The organism is Streptomyces sp. (genome assembly GCF_035644915.1).
GTDB lineage: Bacteria > Actinomycetota > Actinomycetes > Streptomycetales > Streptomycetaceae > Streptomyces.
The window spans coordinates 1-17,121 of sequence record NZ_DASQNP010000164.1; the positions used below are offsets into that span (position 1 = coordinate 1).

The window sequence follows — 17,121 nt, forward strand, 5'->3', positions numbered from 1 at the left end:
GACCGTCCGGCGGCCATCGGTTAGGTGAGGCTTGCCTGATGTACCGCGGCGGCGCCGTGGTGGTCCGCATCCCCGGGCCGACAGGCCGCCGTACGGCTCGGCGTACGGCGGCCCGCCGGCACGGCGGGGACACGGCGGGGAGCGGTCACCGCGCGGCGGCGGCCACGGGCCCGGGGGACCGCAGCGCCCGCTCGATCTCCTCCAGGCTCCGGCCCTTCGTCTCGGGCACCTTGCGCACCACGAAGACGATGCAGGCCGCGTTCATCAGCGCGTAGAGGAAGAACGTGCCGCTGCGCCCGATGCTGTTGATCGCGGTGAGCGCGGTGACCGCGATCAGCAGGTCGAAGCCCCACACCGACAGGGTCGCCAGACTCGTCGCCGGACCCCGCACGGACAGCGGGAGGATCTCCGGGCCGATCAGCCAGACGACCGCCTGCATCCCGATGCCGTTGAAGAGGATGTAGGCGAACAGGGAGAGCACGACCGTCCAGCGCTGCACGGCCGAGCCGGCGTCGCCGAGGAAGGCCAGGGCGAGGACGGCCATCGCCAGACCGGAGCCGGGCAGGAACCACAGCATCGTGCGGCGGCGCCCCACCCTGTCCACCAGGACGGCACCGGCGACACCGGCGACGACCAGCATCACCCCGATCCCGATGCCGGTCAGCAGGGCCACCGAGTCGCCGAAGCCCGCGTCGGCCAGCACCGTCGGCGCGTAGTAGACGATCGCGTTGATGCCCGTCAGCTGGGAGAACGCCGCGATGCCGATCGCCACGACCAGCGCCGGGCGCACCCAGGGACGGCGCAGTTCCCGCCAGCCGCCGCGGCCCTCGCCGCGGCTGACCGCCGCGATGTCCCCGAGTTCCGCGTCGATGTCCTCACCGGGCCGCCGCAGCCGCGCCAGCACGGCGCGCGCGGCTTCCCGGTGCCCGTGCTCGACCAGCCAGCGCGGGCTCTCCGGCAGCATCGCCATGCCGACGACCAGCACCACCGCCGGGATCACGGCCAGCCCGAACATCATCCGCCAGCCGCCGCTGCCGGCCAGTGCCCAGCCGCACAGGTACGAGACGAGCTGGCCGATCGCGACCATGAGCTGGAACAGCACCATCAGCCGGCCCCGGATCTCCGGGGGCGCCATCTCGGCGATGTAGACGGGCACCATGTTCGACGCCCCGCCCACGGCCAGCCCCAGCACGAACCGGGCGAGGACCAGCGTGAGCGTGTCGGGCGCCATGGCGGCGGCCACGGCCCCGACCCCGAAGACCACGGCCACGGCCATCACCACCCTGCGGCGGCCGTACCGCTGTGACAGCCTCCCCGCGAGCAGGGCGCCGGCCATGGCGCCCACGAGGATGACGCCGACCACGATCTCCTGCTCCCGGGAGGAGAGCCGGAAGTCCTCCCGCAGGTACAGCAGGGCACCGGAGATGATGCCGGTGTCGTACCCGAACAGCAGGCCGCCGAGCGCGGAGACGGCCGCGACGGCGTAGACCAGGAGGGGCCTGCCCCGCTCGGCCGGGCCGGTGCCGCCGCCCGGCGCCCCGGTGCGCGCCGGTGCCCGCGCGTCCCGCAGGCCGTCCTTCGTCGCCTCAGGCATCGCCCATGACCAGACCCTCGATGGTGTGCTTCTGCGTGATGGGGGACAGCTCCTCCACCACCGGGCAGTGGAGGTGGTCCCGCACGCGCTGGGGCAGCGTCTCCCAGTAGGCCCGGGTGACGGCCATGTCGTGCCGCTCGTCGTTGTTGGCCTCCGGCCCGTCGACACCGAGCACCAGGACCGGCCGGGACCTGGTGGAGCGGTTGGCGGTGCCCCGGTGGATCGTCAGGGCCGAGCGCGCCGAGATGTCGCCGCGCCTGGGGTACTTGCGCACCGCCAGCTCCTCGTACCGCGGGTAGTGCGACTTCGGCGGGAACATGCCGTGCTCGAAGTCGGGGCTGTCGTCCCACTGCGTCCCCGGGGCGATCTCGAACGGGCCCATGTCCTCCTCGGTGTCGACCGTGGTGACGTTGAAGGCGAGCGAGGTCAGCCGGCGTTCGGCGCGGGTCTCCTCGGGCATCGGGAAGTCCCGGTGCCAGGGCTGGTTGACCGCGCCCGCCAGCGGCACGTCGAAGCCGAGTTCGACGATCCGGTAGTCGGGGCCGAGGACGGCCGTGCACAGGGAGCGCACCCAGGGGTGGTCCACCAGACCGACGAAGTCGCGGATCTGCTCGGGGTGGATCTCGACGTAGTACCGGTTGGGGCCGCGGCCGACCGCGCCTCCCGGCCGGCTCAGGGCTTCTTCGAACGCGGCGTCGATGTCCTCGCCGAGCCGGTCGGCCCACTCGGGGGCGAAGGCGCCCCGGCGCGCGGTGATGCCGTCCCGGTAGAGCGCCTCGACGTCCGCCGAGACGTCCGCGTCCAGCGCGTGATCCGGTGCTGCGGTCATCTCTGCCTCCTTGGGGTGAGGGGATCGCAGCACATGTTCCGATGTTGCATGCAACGTTGCAATAGACCGTGCGGAGTGACCTGCGTCACGCTGAGGCCGTGTTCGCGCCGCATGGGAACATGGCCCTGTGAGAAGCAGCCTGAAGGACGTCGCCGCGCGCGCCGGGGTGTCCGTACGTACCGTGTCGAACGTCGTCAACGGCTCGGCTTCCGTCTCCGAGAAGACCCGCGAGCGCGTCCAGCGGGCCCTGGACGAGCTGGGATACCGCCCCAACCTGGCGGCCCGCAGCCTGCGGGCCGGGCGCACGGGCCTGATCGGGCTGGTGATCCCCGAGATCCACTCGCCCTACTTCGGGGAACTGGCCGGGCTCCTGGTGGAGGCCGCGCAGCGCCGCTCCTGGACGGTGATCATCGACCAGACGCACGGCCGTGCGGAGGAGGAACGCCGTCTGCTGAAGGGGACGCACGCCCCGATCGTCGACGGGCTGATCATCAGCCCCTGGGCGCTGGCCCCGGCCGAGCTGTCGGAGCACGCGGGCCCCACGCCGCTGGTGCTGCTCGGGGAGCGCGATCCCCAGCAGGTCGCGGACCACGTGGCCGTGGACAACGTCCTCGCCGCCGACGAGGCGACCCGCCACCTGCTCCAGACCGGCCGGCGCCGGATCGCGGCGGTGGGGCCGCAGCCGACGCTGCGCAACGGCACCGCCGAGCAGCGTCTGGCCGGTTACCGCCGGGCGCTGCGCCGGGCCGGCCTCGCCCCCGACCCCGCGCTGGAGGTCCCCGTGCCCACCCTGCACCGCACCGCCGGGGCCGAGGCGATGGCGCGGCTGCTCGACGGCACCGGACCGGTGCCCGACGCGGTCTTCGCCTTCAGCGACGAACTGGCGCTCGGCGTCATGCGCACCGCGCGCGACCGCGGCCTGCGGGTGCCCGAGGACCTCGCCGTGGTCGGTTTCGACGACATCGAGGACGGCCGCTTCGCCAACCCGTCGCTGACCACCGTCAGCCCGGACAAGGCGCAGATCGCCGAGCGGGCCCTGCAGTGCCTGGCCGACCGCATATACAGCCCCGGCCGCCAGGTCCCGCCCCAGCGCATCACCGTTCCGCACCGGCTGGTGGTCCGGGAGAGCACCGGCCGCGCCGAGCGCGGCGCGGCGGACGGGGGCTGACGGCCCGTCTCCTTGACGCGCCGGTGGCGCGGTGGCTTGATGTTCCCCGATGGGAGCGCTCCCACCTCGTCGGAAGGAATGGCCATGCGCAGCAGACACCTCTTACGGGCGGCCCTCACCGCCCTGTCACTGGCCCTCGCCCTGCTCGGCGCGGGGCCGGCCGCCGCGAACGCGGCCCCCGCCGCGGACCCGGTGCGGATCATGCCGCTGGGGGACTCCATCACCGGCTCGCCGGGCTGCTGGCGCTCGGTGCTGTGGAACCGGCTGCAGAGCGCCGGTCACACCGACGTCGACTTCGTGGGGACGCTGGGCCCCCAGGGCTGCGGGCAGCCCTACGACGGCGACAACGAGGGGCACGGAGGTGCGCTGGTGACCAACGTGGCGAGCCAGAACCTGCTGCCCGGCTGGCTCTCCGCCACTCGGCCCGACATCGTTGTCATGCACTTCGGGACCAACGACGTCTGGAGCAACCGGCCGACGGACAGCATCCTCGCCGCCTACAGCACCCTGGTGGACCAGATGCGGGCGCACAACCCGGCCATGAAGATCCTCGTCGCGCAGATCATCCCGATGAACCCCGGCACCTGCGCCGAGTGCGCCCAGCGCGTGGTCGCGCTCAACGAGCGGATCCCCGGCTGGGCCCGGAGCAAGAGCACCGCCAACTCCCCGGTGATCGCGGTCGACCAGTGGACCGGCTTCAGCACCGCGAGCGACACCTACGACGGGGTCCACCCCAACGCCTCCGGGGACGAGAAGATCGCCTCCCGCTGGTACCCGGCCCTGGCCGGCCTGCTGGGCCGGGGCGACCCCGGCGATCCCGGCGAGCCGGGGGAGGGGGGCGCCGCCTGCACGGCCTCCTACCGGGCGACGTCGGCCTGGCAGGGCGGCCACCAGGGCGAGGTGACGGTGCGCAACACCGGGACCGGGCCGGTCTCCGGCTGGTCGGTGCGGATCGTCCTGGACGGCGGCGGACGGGTCACCCAGGTCTGGAACGGCGTCCTGGAGACGGGCGCCGACGGCACGGCCACCGTGCGCAACACCGCCTGGAACGGAACGCTCGCCGCCGGCGGCGGGACGTCCTTCGGCGTCATCGTGTCCGCCGCGCCCTCCTCGGTGACCGTCGACTGCGCCGCCACCGCGACCTGACCGCCGGTCACCTCCCGTGCCGTGCGGGCCCGTACAGGCCCGCACGGCCGAAACTCCCCGGTCCGACGGAAGTCGGCGGCCTCACCGCGGACGGTGGCGAAGGAAGACGGAGCACCCGAAAACCTCCGTGCCGGCCGACGGACCGTCAGGCAATCCGTCGGAGACCCGTCGAGCGATCCGCCGGACGGGCCGTCAGGAAGACGGCTCCGGCCCCAACAGGCTTTCCACACCGAGCACTTGGAACAGCCTGGCGACGGCCGGCGCCTCCGCGCCGGTCACCCTCAGGGGGACACCGGTGTCGCGGGCCTGACGCCAGGCCCCCACCAGGGCGTTCACACCGGAGCAGTCGCAGAACGGCACGGCTCCGAAGTCCACGTCGATCGCGCCGGGGCCGCTCGCCAGAGCGGTCTCCAGAGCGCACCGCAGCCGCGGAACGGTGGTGAGGTCAACTTCCCCCGAGACGGACACGATCGCCCGGTCGCCGGATGAGAAGACAGCGGTGTGAAGCCCGTCGACGACTGCCATCGGCTCTCTCGTTTCGGTTTGGGACTGTCCGCCCGCTTCGACAGTAGCGCTCCCGGGCGGCGACTTCACCCGGGCCTCCTCCCGAACCGGAGCGGTCGGTCCTCCGCGCCGCCGCGCGGACCGGTCGCGGCGTCTACCATCGAGTGGTTGCGCCAGCGCAACAGCCACCAGCGCCACAGCCAAGGGACACGCCTTCATGCCGCCACAGCCGACGCCGTCGTCCCCGAGGCCGATCCGGGTGGTCCTCGTCGAGGACCACGACATGGTGGCGGAGGCGATCGGAATGGCCCTCGACCAGGCGGCGGACATGGAGGTCGTGGCGCGTTCGCGGTCGATCGCGTCCGCCCTGGCGGACACCCGCCGCTGCCGGCCCGACGTCGTGGTGCTGGACCGCCGGCTGCCGGACGGTGACGGGATCACGGCCATCGGCCGGCTGGGGGAGGCGGCGCACACCCGGGTGCTCGTGCTGACCGGCGAGGCCACCGCGGCGGTGGTCACCCGGGTGATCGAGGCCGGCGGCGCGGGGCTGGTGCTGAAGTCGTCCCGGCTGGACGAGTTGGAGGCCGCCGTACGGCAGGTGGCCGCGGGCGAGGTGGTGGTGGGTCAGGGACTGCTGGGCGGGGTCCTGGACCGGCTGACCGGCCGGGTGCGCGGCGCGGGCGCCACGCTGACCCCCAGGGAGCGCGAGACGCTGCTGCTGCTCGCCGAGGGGGTCGGCACCAGGGAGATCGGCGAGCGGCTCGGGGTCGCGTACAACACGGCGCGCAACCACGTCCAGCGGGTGCTGGAGAAGCTCGGAGCGCGTTCGAAGCTGGAGGCGGTCGCGATCGCGCGCCGGGAGGGGCTGCTCGACTGACCGGAGGTCACTGGTGCACCTGCACCAGGGGCGGTGCGGCGCATGCGTGATGCGCGCTGAGGTGCCTGCGTCTCGTGCCCGGGGTCCGGATGCCGGACGGTTGAGGGATGGAAGCCGGGCCCACGGCCTACGACGTCGAGCTGCGCCTGCCCGAGAGCGGCGACAGCATCGCGCGGGCGCGCGACCTCACCCGTGAGCTGTTGGACGAACGCGCCTACCGGGGGCGGCACGACGACGTCGTCCTGGTGGTCTCCGAGCTGGTGTCCAACGCCCTGCGCCACGGCCGCGGCGCTCCGGTGCTGCGCCTGGCGGGGGAGGCGGAGCGGGTCCGCGTCGAGGTGAGCGACGACAGCCCGGTCCTCCCGGCGCCCCGGCAGTCCGGACCGGACGGCGGCTGGGGGCTCACCGTGATCGAACGGCTCGCCGTCGCATGGGGGGTGTCCGGCCGGGACACCGGGAAGACCGTGTGGTGCGAGATGGCGCCGGAGCGCACCGACCGCGACCGCCGGGACGGTCCGCGGTTCACCCCGGGGCTGGCCGTGTAAGGCTCTACGTCATGTGCGACGGCCCCCCGCCCTCCCGGCCCGACGACCCCGCCGACGGAACGCCCCCGTCGGACGTGCCCCTGCACCTGCTGGTGCAGGAGGTGGTGGACTACGCGATCTTCATGCTGGACCCCGGCGGACGGGTGGTGAGCTGGAACGCGGGGGCGGAGCGGATCAAGGGTTATCGGGCCGAGGAGATAATCGGCCGGCACTTCTCGGCGTTCTACCCGCCGGAGGACGTGGCGGCGGGGAAGCCGGACCGCGAGCTGGAGATCGCCGTCGCGGAGGGGCGGCTGGAGGACGAGGGGTGGCGGGTCCGGGCGGACGGCTCGCTGTTCTGGGCGAACGTGGTGATCACGGCGTTGTTCGACGAGGGCGGGCTGCGCGGTTTCGGGAAGGTGACCCGCGACCTGACCGAGCGCCGCTCGGCGGAACTGGCCCTCACCGAGCGCCGCCGGCTGCTGGCCCACCTGGTCGAGGCCCAGGAGACCGAGCGGCGCCGGATCGCCTGGGACGTCCACGACGACTCCATCCAGGCCATGGTCGCCGTCGGCATGCGGCTGCAACTGCTGGCGAACCGGCTGCCGGAGGAGCACGCGGACGCGCTGCGCACCCTCGACGAGACGGTCCAGGAGGCGATCAAACGGTTGCGGAGTCTGATCTTCCGCCTGCGGCCGCCCGGGATCGACCGGGACGGACTGGCGGACGCCCTCTCCGGCTACCTGGAGGAGGTGGTGACCGAATGGGGACTGCGGTACTCCTTCCGGAACGACCTGGAGCGCGAGCCGCCGGCCGAGACGGCCATCACCATCTTCCGGATCTGCCAGGAGGCGCTCGTCAACGTCCACCGGCACGCCAGGGCGACCACGGTGGACGTCTCCCTGGCGTCGGTCAGGGGCGGGGTGCTGACCCGGGTCACCGACGACGGCGTCGGGGTCAGCACCCCGCCGGCCGCCGACGGCGGCCACGGGCACTTCGGCCTGATGGAGATGCGGGAGCGGGCCGAGACCGCCGACGGCTGGTGGACGATGCGGCAGGAGGCCGGCGGAGGAACCACCGTCGAGTTCTGGCTCCCGGTGCCGCCCGCCGGCACGGGGGCGGAGCCGGTGCCGTGACCGGGGGCGCGGAGGGGCCGCCGGCGCGGCTGAGCGTGCTCGTCTGCGACGACGACCCGATGATCCGCCATGCCCTGTGCGAGATGTTCGGGGAGGAACCCGACCTGGAGGTGGTCGCGGTGGCCCGGGACACCGACGAGGCCATCGCGCTCGCCGAACGGCACACGCCCGCGGTCGCCGTGCTGGACGTCCGGATGCCGGGCGGCGGCGGGGCCCGGGCGGCCCGCGAGATCGGCAGCCGCTCGCCGGGCACCAGGATCCTGGCCTTCTCCGCCTACGGCAATGCGGGGACCGCGGACGAGATGAGACGCGCCGGAGCGGCCGGGTACCTGCTCAAGGGGGCGCCGAACGCCGAGATCCTGGCCGCCGTCCGGCGGCTGGGCCGCCCCGGCGCCCGCTGAGCCGCCCTCCGGCCCGGGGCGCGGCTCAGCGGGCGCCGTACGTCCGTCTTCCGGAGGCGTCGCCCGCCGGAGCGTACCGGTGCGCCGCCTCCGGGCGCCTCTTGCGGCGCCTGTCGACAAGTCGACGCGAAAACGGCTCGGTTGGGGCTACCATCCTCGACTGTCACACGCCGCTGCAATTACATCTGCACTTACAGATGTAATTGCAGCCCCAGTGATGCCCATACGTCGAGTAGCGGAACGTCATGGCCGGGGTCCGGTCCGAGGGGTGGCAGTACGGGGCCGCGGCCGGTGAAAGGGTGACAATGCAGCAGATCGTCAACGGCATGCGGGCCACGGAGATCGAGGGTGCGGCGTGGCGGAAGAGCCGCCGCAGCAACCCCAACGGCAACTGCGTCGAACTGGCCGCCCTGCCGGACGGCGCGGTGGCGGTGCGCAACTCCCGCCACCCCGCCGGACCCGCCCTCGTCTACACCCGGGAGGAGATGATCGCGTTCCTCCAGGGCGCCAAGGACGGCGACTTCGACGACATGGTCGGGTAGACCGGGCGCCCGGGTGAGGGGACGGCCGGAAGAGGGGTGGATCGACACCCTTCGGAGAGGCCGCTGTACGCTGCGGTACCGGCGGTGGCACACTGAGTGCCTGTCCCTTCACTCAGGAGAGCAACGCATGGCCGCCGAATCGAGCCACTCCTTGTCGATAAAGCGCTACATCGAGCACCCCAAGGGCAGCCCGACGGTCCTGCGTCTGGTGATCGGCGCCCAACTGCGGCGGCTGCGCAAGGAACGCGGCATCGCCCTGGAGGAGGCGGCCAAGGCGATCCGCGGTTCCAGCGCGAAGGTCAGCCGTCTGGAGCGGGGCCAGGGCGCCTGCAAGGAGCGGGACGTGGCGGATCTGCTCACGCTCTACGGGGTGCTGGACGAGGAGGAGCGGGCGGACTTCCTCGCCCTGACCCGCCAGACCGGCGCCCGCGGATGGTGGCACCGCTACAGCGACGTCCTGCCGGGATGGTTCGACAGGCACATCGGCCTGGAGGAGGCCGCCGAGGTCATCCGCACCTATGAGGTGCAGTTCATCCCCGGCCTGCTGCAGACGGAGGAGTACGCCCGCGCCGTGATCCTCCTGGGCCACCCCCGCGCCTCCGCCCAGGAGAACGACCGCCGGGTCCGGCTGCGGATGGAGCGCCAGCAACTGCTCTTCCGGCAGGACGCTCCCCGGCTCTGGGCCGTCCTGGACGAGGCGGCGCTGCGCCGGCCGCTCGGCGACGCCGAGGTGATGCGCGGCCAGCTCCGCCACCTGATCGAGATGTCCCGGCGGCCGAACATCACGCTCCAGGTGGCGCCGTTCAGCATCGGCGGCCTGGCCGCGGCGGGCGGGCCGGTGACGATACTGCGCTTTCCGGAACCGGACCTGCCCGACGTCGTCTACCTGGAGCAGCTGACCAGCGCCCTCTACCTGGACAAGGAGGAGGACGTCGACCACTACCTGTCGATCATGGACCGGCTGTGCGCGGTGTCCGAGACGCCCGCGCGCAGCGTGGCGTTCCTGCAGGAGCTCCTCGACCAGCTCGGCTGAGGAGCCCTCCCGTACGGTGCGCGGGGCCGCCCTCAGGGCTTGCGGCCGACGCCCCCGTACTCCTGCCACTCCCAGGTGGCCTGCTTGGGGCCGAGGTCGGAGTCGGGCCGCCAGGTGGAGACCTCCACCAGACCGGGTTCGATGATCTCCAGCCCCTCGAAGTACCGGTGGACGTCCTGCGGTTCCCGGACCCTGCCCCAGTTCCCGTGGGTCTGGACGTCCATGAACTCGGTCACGGCCCGGCGCGTCTCGGGATCGTCGCTGACCAGTTGGCAGACGACCAGGAAGCTCCCCGGCACCAGCCGGTCGGCCACTCGCCTGATCAGGCCGGCCGGGTCGCCGGAGTCGGGGATGCAGTGCAGCACGGAGACGAACAGCGCGGCGACCGGCTGGTCGAAGTCGATCAGCCGGACGGTGTCCGGGTGGTCGAATATGCCCTGGGTGTCGCGCATGTCCGCCTGGATGACGGTGGTGTTCTCGTTCTCCTCCAGCAGCGCGCGCCCGTGCGCCAGGACGATCGGGTCGTTGTCCACGTAGACCACGCGGCAGCCCTCGTCCACCCGCTGCGCGACCTGGTGGACGTTGTCCTGGGTGGGCAGGCCGGAGCCGTGGTCGATGAACTGCCGGATCCCGTACTCCTGCGCCAGGACGCGCACCACGCGCCGGAGGAACCGGCGGTTGTTGATCGCCAGCGCCTGGGTGCTGGGCACCACCTCGAGCAGCTTGTCGGCGGCCTCGCGGTCGACGGCGTAGTTGTTCTTGCCTCCCAGGTAGTAGTCGTACATGCGCGCGGCCGTGGGGACGTTGACGTCGATCATCGTGGACAGTGGGTTCTTGGCCTGATGCATCAGGGCCTTCACAACCTTCCCGCCGGGAAAGAGCGTTGGGGACAGGGCGGCACTCGCCGAACGGGGAACCATGCTGCCAGGCTCCGGCCGCTTTTTCGCCCCGTAAGGCCGAACAGCGCGCGTACGCCGGGCAGTTGTGGGGGCGGCACGGGACGCCGGTGCGGGCGGCAGGGGGCCATCGCCCCGCCGCGGGGGGAATGCGCACCCGGAACCGGGCGGAGCCGGCGGGCCCGCGGGCGGGGGAACCCCCGGGCGGGGGCGCGTCTCAGGTCGAGTCGCGGACGACGAGCGAGGTGGGCAGGACCATGTGGCGCCGCGCGCTCCCGGGCTCGTCGATCTCCCGCAGGAGGAGTTCGGTGATCGTCCGGCCGATCTCCTCCACGGGCTGCCGCACGCTGGTCAGGGGCGGATCGGTGTGCCGGGCGATGATCGAGTCGTCGAAGCCGACCACCGCGACGTCGTCCGGCACCCGCCGGCCCTGCCGCCGCAGTTCGGCCAGCGCGCCCGCCGCCATCACGTCCGACGCGGCGAAGACCGCGTCCAGGCCGGGGCGGCGCTCCAGGAGGGCGCGCATGGCGGACCGTCCGCCCTCCTCGGTGAAGTCGGCGGGTGCGACCAGTGCCTCGTCGGCCTCCCGGCCGCCGTCCCGCAACGCCTCCCGCCAGCCCCGCAGCCGGCTGCTGCCGACGTCCATGTCCAGGGGGCCGGTGATGGTCGCGATCCCGGTCCGCCCGCGCTCCAGCAGGTGGCGGACGGCCTGCGAGGCGCCGCCCACGTTGTCCGAGTGGACGTGGCTGAGCGACTCGGCCGGGGAGCGGCGTCCGGCCAGCACGGTCGGCAGCCCGAGCCTCTCCAGCAGGCCGGGCAGCGGATCGTCGCGGTGCACCGAGACCAGGAGCACGCCGTCCACGCGGCGCGCGGTGAGGAAGCGGGTGAGCTGGTCCAGTTCGCGCCGGTCGCGGACCAGGGTGAGCAGGAGCTGCACCTGGGTGCCGGCCAGTGCGTTGCTCACTCCGCGGATCACGGCGGAGAAGTAGGGCTCCGAGCCCAGCCGGCTCTCCGACTCCGGGATGACCAGGGCGATGGAGTCGGTCCTGCTGGTGACCAGGCTGCGGGCCACGGAGTTCGGCACGTAGCCGAGTTCGGCGATCGCCGCCTGCACCGCCGCCCTGGCCTCGTCGCTGACCAGGGGCGAGCCGTTGAGGACCCGGGAGACCGTGGTGCGCCCCACCCCGGCCCGCGCGGCCACGGTTTTAATGGTTGGCCGCCGGCTGGCCCCCATGGCTCATCCGCCTTCCCTCGCCTCGTCACGCCGCGTACAGCGCTCACCAGCGCATTGTGCCAGAAAGCGGAAGGCCGGCCGCCGCGGCGACGAGGACGTCCGATGACGCTCCCGCAACGGAATCGCCTTCGCTTCTTGACATCGCCCTTCTCGGCGGAGACTCTTCCACAACCTACTGGGAACGTTCCCACTTCGAAATGGGAACGTTCCCACCCCGCCTCCGGGCACGGGATGGCCCGGACGAGTTCGGAACGCGGCGTTTCGGCGCCGCCCGAGGAGGACGCCATGGGCAGAGCCCGCAAGCCGTTCGGTACAAGACTCGTAGCCGCCGCCTCGGCCGCTCTGTCGCTCGCCCTGGTCGCGGGCTGCTCCGGCGGCGACGGCGGGAGCGGCGGACGGTCCAAGGACGGCAAGGTCACCATCACCATGGGCCTGTTCGGCGTCATGGGCATCAAGGAGACCGGGCTCCTGGAGAAGTACATGGAGCAGAACCCGGACGTCCGCATCGAGGCAGAGGTGGCCGGCGACGAGCAGACGTACTACACGGCGCTGCAGACCCGGCTGGCGGCCGGCAGCGGCCTGAAGGACATCCAGGGCATAGAGATCGGCCGCGCCAAGGAACTCGTCGACACCCGGGCGGACAAGTTCGCGGACCTCTCCGACGCGGGGGAGACCGACCACTTCCTGCCCTGGAAGCTGAACCAGGTCACCACCGGCGACGGCAAGGTCATCGGCCTGGGCACGGACATCGGCCCGATGGCGGTCTGCTACCGCAAGGACATGTTCGAGAAGGCGGGCCTGCCCACCGACCGCGAGGAGGTCGCCGGGCTCTGGGAGGGCGACTGGTCGAAGTACGTCGAGGTGGGCAAGGAGTTCAAGGCCGGCTTCAAGGGCGACGGGGTCGCCTACATGGACAGCGCCAGCGGGCTGTTCAACGCGATGATCTACGGCGACTCCGAGCAGTTCTACAACAAGGACGGCGACCTGATCTACCAGGACAACCCGGTCGTCAAGGACGCCTGGGAGCTGGCCACGGAGGCCGCCACCGGCGGACTGACGGCCAAGCTGCGCCAGTTCCAGCCCGGCTGGGACCCCGGACTGGCCAACAGCACCTTCGCCACCGCCGTCTGCCCGGCGTGGATGCTCGCCCACATCAGCGAGAAGGCCGGCCCGGAGAACAAGGGCAAGTGGGACGTCGCCAAGGCCCCCAAGGGCGCCAACTGGGGCGGCTCCTTCCTCGGGGTCATGGAGAACAGCCCGGTCAAGGAGGAGGCCAGGAAACTGGTGGCCTGGCTGACCGCCCCCGAGCAGCAGGAGCACATCTTCAAGGAGATCGGCAACTTCCCCTCCTCGGAGGAGGCCCTGAAGGCCCCGGCGGTGGCCGAGGCGAAGTCCGAGTACTTCAGCGGCGCGCCGATCGGGAAGATCTTCGGGGACGCGGCCCGGGAGATCCCCGACGAGCAGGTGCTCGGCCGCAAGGACGGCACCATCAAGGACACCTTCTCGCAGGGCCTGCAACTGGTCGAGCAGGGCAAGAGCCCGGACGAGGCCTGGAAGACCACGGACGAGCGCATCAAGAAGGCCGTCGGCTGACCCTCCCGTCCGAGAGGCCCCCGGTGGCCGCCGCCTCCCCGCGCGGCCACCGGGGCCCTCCCGCCCATCCGCGCCCTCCCCAGGAAACTCCCCTGGAGACTCCCCAGGAAGGAAGCCCTCCGTGGCCACCTCCACCTCGGTACCCGACGCCACCGGGCCGCAGGGCGACCCGGCAGGTCCCGCCAGGGAGCGCCGTGCCGGTCCGGGCGGGCCCCGCCCCCGGCAGGCGTGGCGCACCCTCCTGCACCGCTTCGACCTCAAGGCGGCGCCGTACGCGTTCATCGCCCCGTTCTTCGTCGTCTTCGCGGCCTTCAGCTTCTATCCGCTGCTGTACACCTCCTGGATCTCGCTCCACCGGGTGGAACTCGCCTCCATGGACCTCATGGAGTGGAAGGGCTTCGGCAACTACACCGAACTCTGGCAGGACGAGCGGTTCTGGAACGCGCTGACGAACACCTTCACCATCGGGGTGATCTCCACCGTCCCGCAGCTCCTGATGGCGCTCGGCCTGGCCCACCTGCTGAACTACCGGCTGCGCGGCTCGGCGTTCTTCCGCGTCGCGGCCCTGACGCCCTACGCGACGTCGGTGGGCGCCGCCGCGCTGGTGTTCACCATGCTCTTCGAGCGCGACTTCGGCATGATCAACTGGTTCCTGGGCCTGTTCGGAGTCGACAACGTCGACTGGGAGCACAGCAAGTGGCCCGCCCAGCTCGCCATCTCCTCCATCGTCATCTGGCGGTGGACCGGCTACAACGCCCTGCTGTACCTGGCGGCGATGCAGGCCATCCCCAGGGAGCGGTACGAGGCGGCGGCCATCGACGGCGCGTCGCGCTGGCAGCAGTTCACCAAGGTCACCGTCCCGGGCATCCGCTCCACGATCGTCTTCACCATCGTGCTGTCCACCATCGGCGCCACCCAGCTCTTCGGCGAACCGCTGATCTTCGGCCAGGGGCCGAACGGCATCAGCGGCGGAGCGGACAACCAGTACCAGACCCTCGGCCTGCTCCTCTACGAGGAGGGCTGGAAGAACTACCAGATGGGGCGGGCCGCCACGGTCGCCTGGGCGATGTTCCTCCTGCTGGTCCTGATCTTCGTCCTGCAGCGCGTCGTCAGACGCCTCACGTCCCGCACGTCCCGCACGTCCTGACCAGGGAGCGGCAACCACCATGACCACCGACACCGCCGGCGCCCGGACGGGCGGACGCGAGCGGCCCGCGGACGCCGCGCCGGCCACGGGCCGCAGGTTCCGGCTCGGGCCCTCCCTCCGCCCGGGGGCCGGCCGCCAGCACCACGCCGGACCCGTCGCCTACGCGCTGCTCATCGGCGCCTCGCTGCTGTCGCTGTTCCCGCTGTACTGGACGATGGTGGCGGCCTCGACCGACAACACCCGCGTCTCCCAGACGCCGCCGCCGTTCGTCCCGGGCCCGAACCTGCTGAAGAACCTCTCGGCCGCCTGGGAGGACGCGGCGATGGGCAAGGCCCTGACCAACAGCTTCATCGTCGCCACCACGATCGCGCTGTCCACCGTGCTCTTCGCCACCCTGGCCGGCTTCGCCTTCGCCAAGCTGCGCTTCAAGGGCCGCAACATCCTGATGATGCTGGTCATCGGGACGATGTTGGTGCCGCCGCAGCTCAGCGTCGTCCCGCTGTTCATGATGATGACCGAGCTGGGGTGGGGGCAGAAGCTGCCCGCGGTCATCTTCCCCACCCTGGTGAGCGCCGTCGGCGTGTTCTTCATGCGGCAGTACCTGCTGGAGGCGCTGCCGGACGAGCTCATCGAGGCCGGCCGCGTGGACGGGGCGCACAGCCTGCGGATCTTCTGGAGCATCGTCCTGCCGGTCGCCAGACCGGCGATGGCGGTGCTGTTCATGATCACCTTCGTGCACGCCTGGAACGACTTCTTCTGGCCGTTCATCGTGCTGGACATGACGAACCCCACGATCCCGGTCGCCCTGACCCAGCTCAGTGCCGGCTACGTGCGCGACCAGTCGCTCATCATGGCCGGCGCCCTGCTCGGCACCCTCCCGCTGCTGATCATGTTCGTCGTCTTCGGCAAGCAGATCGTCGGCGGCATCATGCAGGGCGCGGTCAAGGGCTGACGCCCGGCGTTTCCCGGGACGCCCCCTCCTCGTTCTCCCTCTCGGTTCTCCACCCTCACCACCGCAGACCAGGAAGGACCCTCGTGGCCACCGCATCCCGCACCGTCGAGCCCGCCGGAACGACCCCGGGCGCCCGCGCGTTCCCGCCCGGCTTCCTCTGGGGCACCGCGACCGCCGCCTACCAGATCGAGGGCGCCGCCGACGAGGACGGCCGCACCCCCTCCATCTGGGACACCTTCTCCCGCACCCCCGGCAAGGTGCGCAACGGGGACACCGGGGACATCGCCTGCGACCACTACCACCTCTGGCGCGAGGACGTCGCGCTCATGGCCGGCCTCGGCGTGGGCGCGTACCGCTTCTCCGTCTCCTGGCCGCGCGTCCAGCCCACCGGCCGCGGCCCCGCCTCGCGCAAGGGCCTGGACTTCTACAGCCGCCTGGTGGACGAGCTGCTGGCGAAGGGCATCCAGCCCGTGCTCACCCTCTACCACTGGGACCTCCCGCAGGACCTGGAGGACGCCGGCGGCTGGCCGGAACGGGACACCGCCGAGCGGTTCGCCGAGTACGCGTCGCTGGTCGCCGGCGCGCTCGGCGACCGCGTGAAGACGTGGACGACGCTCAACGAACCGTGGTGCAGCGCCTTCCTCGGCTACGGCTCGGGCGTGCACGCCCCCGGCCGCACCGACCAGGCGGACGCGCTGCGCGCCGCCCACCACCTCAACCTCGCCCACGGCCTGGGCGTCCAGGCGCTCCGCGCCCACCTGCCCACCGACGCCCGGGCCTCCGTCACGCTCAACCTGCACCACGTACGGTCCCTGACCGACAGTGAGGAGGACCGCGACGCGGCACGCCGCATCGACGGCGTGGCCAACCGGGTCTTCACCGGTCCCATGCTGCGCGGGGAGTACCCGGCCGACGTCCTGCGGGACACCGCGCACCTGACGGACTGGTCGTTCGTGCGCGACGGCGACACCGGGGCCATCTCGCAGCCCCTCGACTTCCTGGGCGTCAACTACTACAGCCCCACCCTCGTCTCCGCCGCCTCCGGCCCCGGCTCCCACAACGCCGACGGGCACGGCGCGAGCGAGTACAGCCCCTGGCCGGGGGGCGACGACGTGGCGTTCCACCGCCCGCCCGGTGCCACCACGGCCATGGGCTGGGCGATCGACCCCAGCGGGCTGTACGAACTGCTGACGCGGGTGAGGGACGACTTCCCCGGCCTGCCGCTGGTGATCACCGAGAACGGGGCGGCGTTCGACGACTACGTCAACCCCGAGGGCCGGGTGCACGACCCGGAGCGGATCTCCTACCTGCACGGCCACCTGACGGCGGTGCACCGGGCCATCGAGGCCGGGGTGGACGTCCGCGGCTACTTCCTGTGGTCCCTGCTGGACAACTTCGAATGGGGCCACGGCTACAGCAAGCGCTTCGGCGCGGTGTACGTGGACTACGCCACCCGCCGGCGCATCCCCAAGGAGAGCGCCCACTGGTACGCCCGGGTGGTCCGCGACGGCGTCCTGCCCCCGACCCCCCACGCGCGGGCGTGAC

General features: G+C 72.2%; 17 protein-coding genes. 12 read left to right on the top strand and 5 right to left on the bottom strand.

Annotated elements, in window-relative coordinates; translation table 11 throughout:
• Positions 1-145: 145 nt before the first annotated feature.
• Both VE546_RS18425 and VE546_RS18430 read right to left on the bottom strand, forming a co-directional pair.
• The gene (locus tag VE546_RS18425; protein WP_324923679.1) at positions 146-1,594 is read right to left on the bottom strand and encodes a sugar porter family MFS transporter; all 1,449 of its coding nucleotides are present in this window, start codon (positions 1,592-1,594) and stop codon (positions 146-148) included.
• The gene (locus VE546_RS18430; RefSeq protein ID WP_324923681.1) at positions 1,587-2,423 is read right to left on the bottom strand and encodes a phytanoyl-CoA dioxygenase family protein; all 837 of its coding nucleotides are present in this window, start codon (positions 2,421-2,423) and stop codon (positions 1,587-1,589) included. The genes VE546_RS18425 and VE546_RS18430 overlap by 8 nt, the downstream gene beginning before the upstream one ends.
• A 127-nt stretch (positions 2,424-2,550) precedes the next feature.
• Here VE546_RS18430 and VE546_RS18435 point away from each other — a divergent pair, with 127 nt between their 5' ends.
• Both VE546_RS18435 and VE546_RS18440 read left to right on the top strand, forming a co-directional pair.
• Positions 2,551-3,591 carry a LacI family DNA-binding transcriptional regulator gene (locus VE546_RS18435; protein ID WP_324923683.1) on the top strand — a complete coding sequence of 347 codons (1,041 nt, stop codon included), beginning with the start codon at positions 2,551-2,553 and terminating at the stop codon, positions 3,589-3,591.
• 78 nt (positions 3,592-3,669) lie between these two features.
• Positions 3,670-4,737: a GDSL-type esterase/lipase family protein gene (locus tag VE546_RS18440; protein WP_414720521.1), complete on the top strand. Its 1,068-nt coding sequence runs from the start codon at positions 3,670-3,672 to the stop codon at positions 4,735-4,737.
• A 192-nt stretch (positions 4,738-4,929) separates the two neighbouring features.
• Here VE546_RS18440 and VE546_RS18445 read toward each other — a convergent pair whose 3' ends face one another.
• Positions 4,930-5,262, bottom strand: a complete 333-nt coding sequence (locus VE546_RS18445; protein WP_324923686.1) for an STAS domain-containing protein — start codon at positions 5,260-5,262, stop codon at positions 4,930-4,932.
• 196 nt (positions 5,263-5,458) lie between these two features.
• Here VE546_RS18445 and VE546_RS18450 point away from each other — a divergent pair, with 196 nt between their 5' ends.
• The 6 genes from VE546_RS18450 to VE546_RS18475 all read left to right on the top strand — a co-directional run bounded on the left by VE546_RS18450 (position 5,459) and on the right by VE546_RS18475 (position 9,754).
• Positions 5,459-6,118 carry a response regulator transcription factor gene (locus VE546_RS18450; RefSeq protein ID WP_324923688.1) on the top strand — a complete coding sequence of 220 codons (660 nt, stop codon included), beginning with the start codon at positions 5,459-5,461 and terminating at the stop codon, positions 6,116-6,118.
• Between the two features lie 107 nt (positions 6,119-6,225).
• A complete protein-coding gene (locus VE546_RS18455; protein ID WP_324923690.1) occupies positions 6,226-6,663 on the top strand; it encodes an ATP-binding protein in 438 nt (145 codons plus the stop codon).
• An 11-nt stretch (positions 6,664-6,674) separates the two neighbouring features.
• A complete protein-coding gene (locus VE546_RS18460; protein WP_324923691.1) occupies positions 6,675-7,778 on the top strand; it encodes a PAS domain S-box protein in 1,104 nt (367 codons plus the stop codon).
• Positions 7,775-8,179: a response regulator transcription factor gene (locus VE546_RS18465; protein ID WP_324923693.1), complete on the top strand. Its 405-nt coding sequence runs from the start codon at positions 7,775-7,777 to the stop codon at positions 8,177-8,179. The genes VE546_RS18460 and VE546_RS18465 overlap by 4 nt, the downstream gene beginning before the upstream one ends.
• A 305-nt stretch (positions 8,180-8,484) precedes the next feature.
• Entirely contained in the window at positions 8,485-8,721 is a 237-nt protein-coding gene (locus VE546_RS18470; RefSeq protein WP_324923741.1) for a DUF397 domain-containing protein, read from the top strand.
• 127 nt (positions 8,722-8,848) lie between these two features.
• A complete protein-coding gene (locus tag VE546_RS18475) occupies positions 8,849-9,754 on the top strand; it encodes a helix-turn-helix transcriptional regulator (RefSeq protein ID WP_324923695.1) in 906 nt (301 codons plus the stop codon).
• 32 nt (positions 9,755-9,786) lie between these two features.
• On the opposite strand, the gene VE546_RS18480 is transcribed toward VE546_RS18475, so the two are convergent.
• Together VE546_RS18480 and VE546_RS18485 are read right to left on the bottom strand one after the other, a co-directional pair.
• On the bottom strand, positions 9,787-10,602 hold the full coding sequence (locus VE546_RS18480) for an SAM-dependent methyltransferase (protein ID WP_324923696.1): 816 nt from the start codon (positions 10,600-10,602) through the stop codon (positions 9,787-9,789).
• Positions 10,603-10,867: 265 nt separating this feature from the next.
• Complete coding sequence (locus VE546_RS18485) at positions 10,868-11,884, bottom strand: LacI family DNA-binding transcriptional regulator (RefSeq protein ID WP_324923698.1); 1,017 nt, start codon at positions 11,882-11,884, stop codon at positions 10,868-10,870.
• A gap of 285 nt (positions 11,885-12,169) precedes the next feature.
• Here VE546_RS18485 and VE546_RS18490 point away from each other — a divergent pair, with 285 nt between their 5' ends.
• The 4 genes from VE546_RS18490 (at position 12,170) to VE546_RS18505 (ending at position 17,120) form a co-directional block, all read left to right on the top strand.
• Positions 12,170-13,477, top strand: a complete 1,308-nt coding sequence (locus VE546_RS18490) for an ABC transporter substrate-binding protein (RefSeq protein WP_324923700.1) — start codon at positions 12,170-12,172, stop codon at positions 13,475-13,477.
• Between the two features lie 121 nt (positions 13,478-13,598).
• Positions 13,599-14,624 carry a sugar ABC transporter permease gene (locus VE546_RS18495; RefSeq protein ID WP_324923701.1) on the top strand — a complete coding sequence of 342 codons (1,026 nt, stop codon included), beginning with the start codon at positions 13,599-13,601 and terminating at the stop codon, positions 14,622-14,624.
• A 19-nt stretch (positions 14,625-14,643) separates the two neighbouring features.
• A complete protein-coding gene (locus VE546_RS18500; RefSeq protein ID WP_324923703.1) occupies positions 14,644-15,576 on the top strand; it encodes a carbohydrate ABC transporter permease in 933 nt (310 codons plus the stop codon).
• 83 nt (positions 15,577-15,659) lie between these two features.
• Entirely contained in the window at positions 15,660-17,120 is a 1,461-nt protein-coding gene (locus VE546_RS18505) for a GH1 family beta-glucosidase (RefSeq protein WP_324923705.1), read from the top strand.
• Position 17,121: the final 1 nt, after the last annotated feature.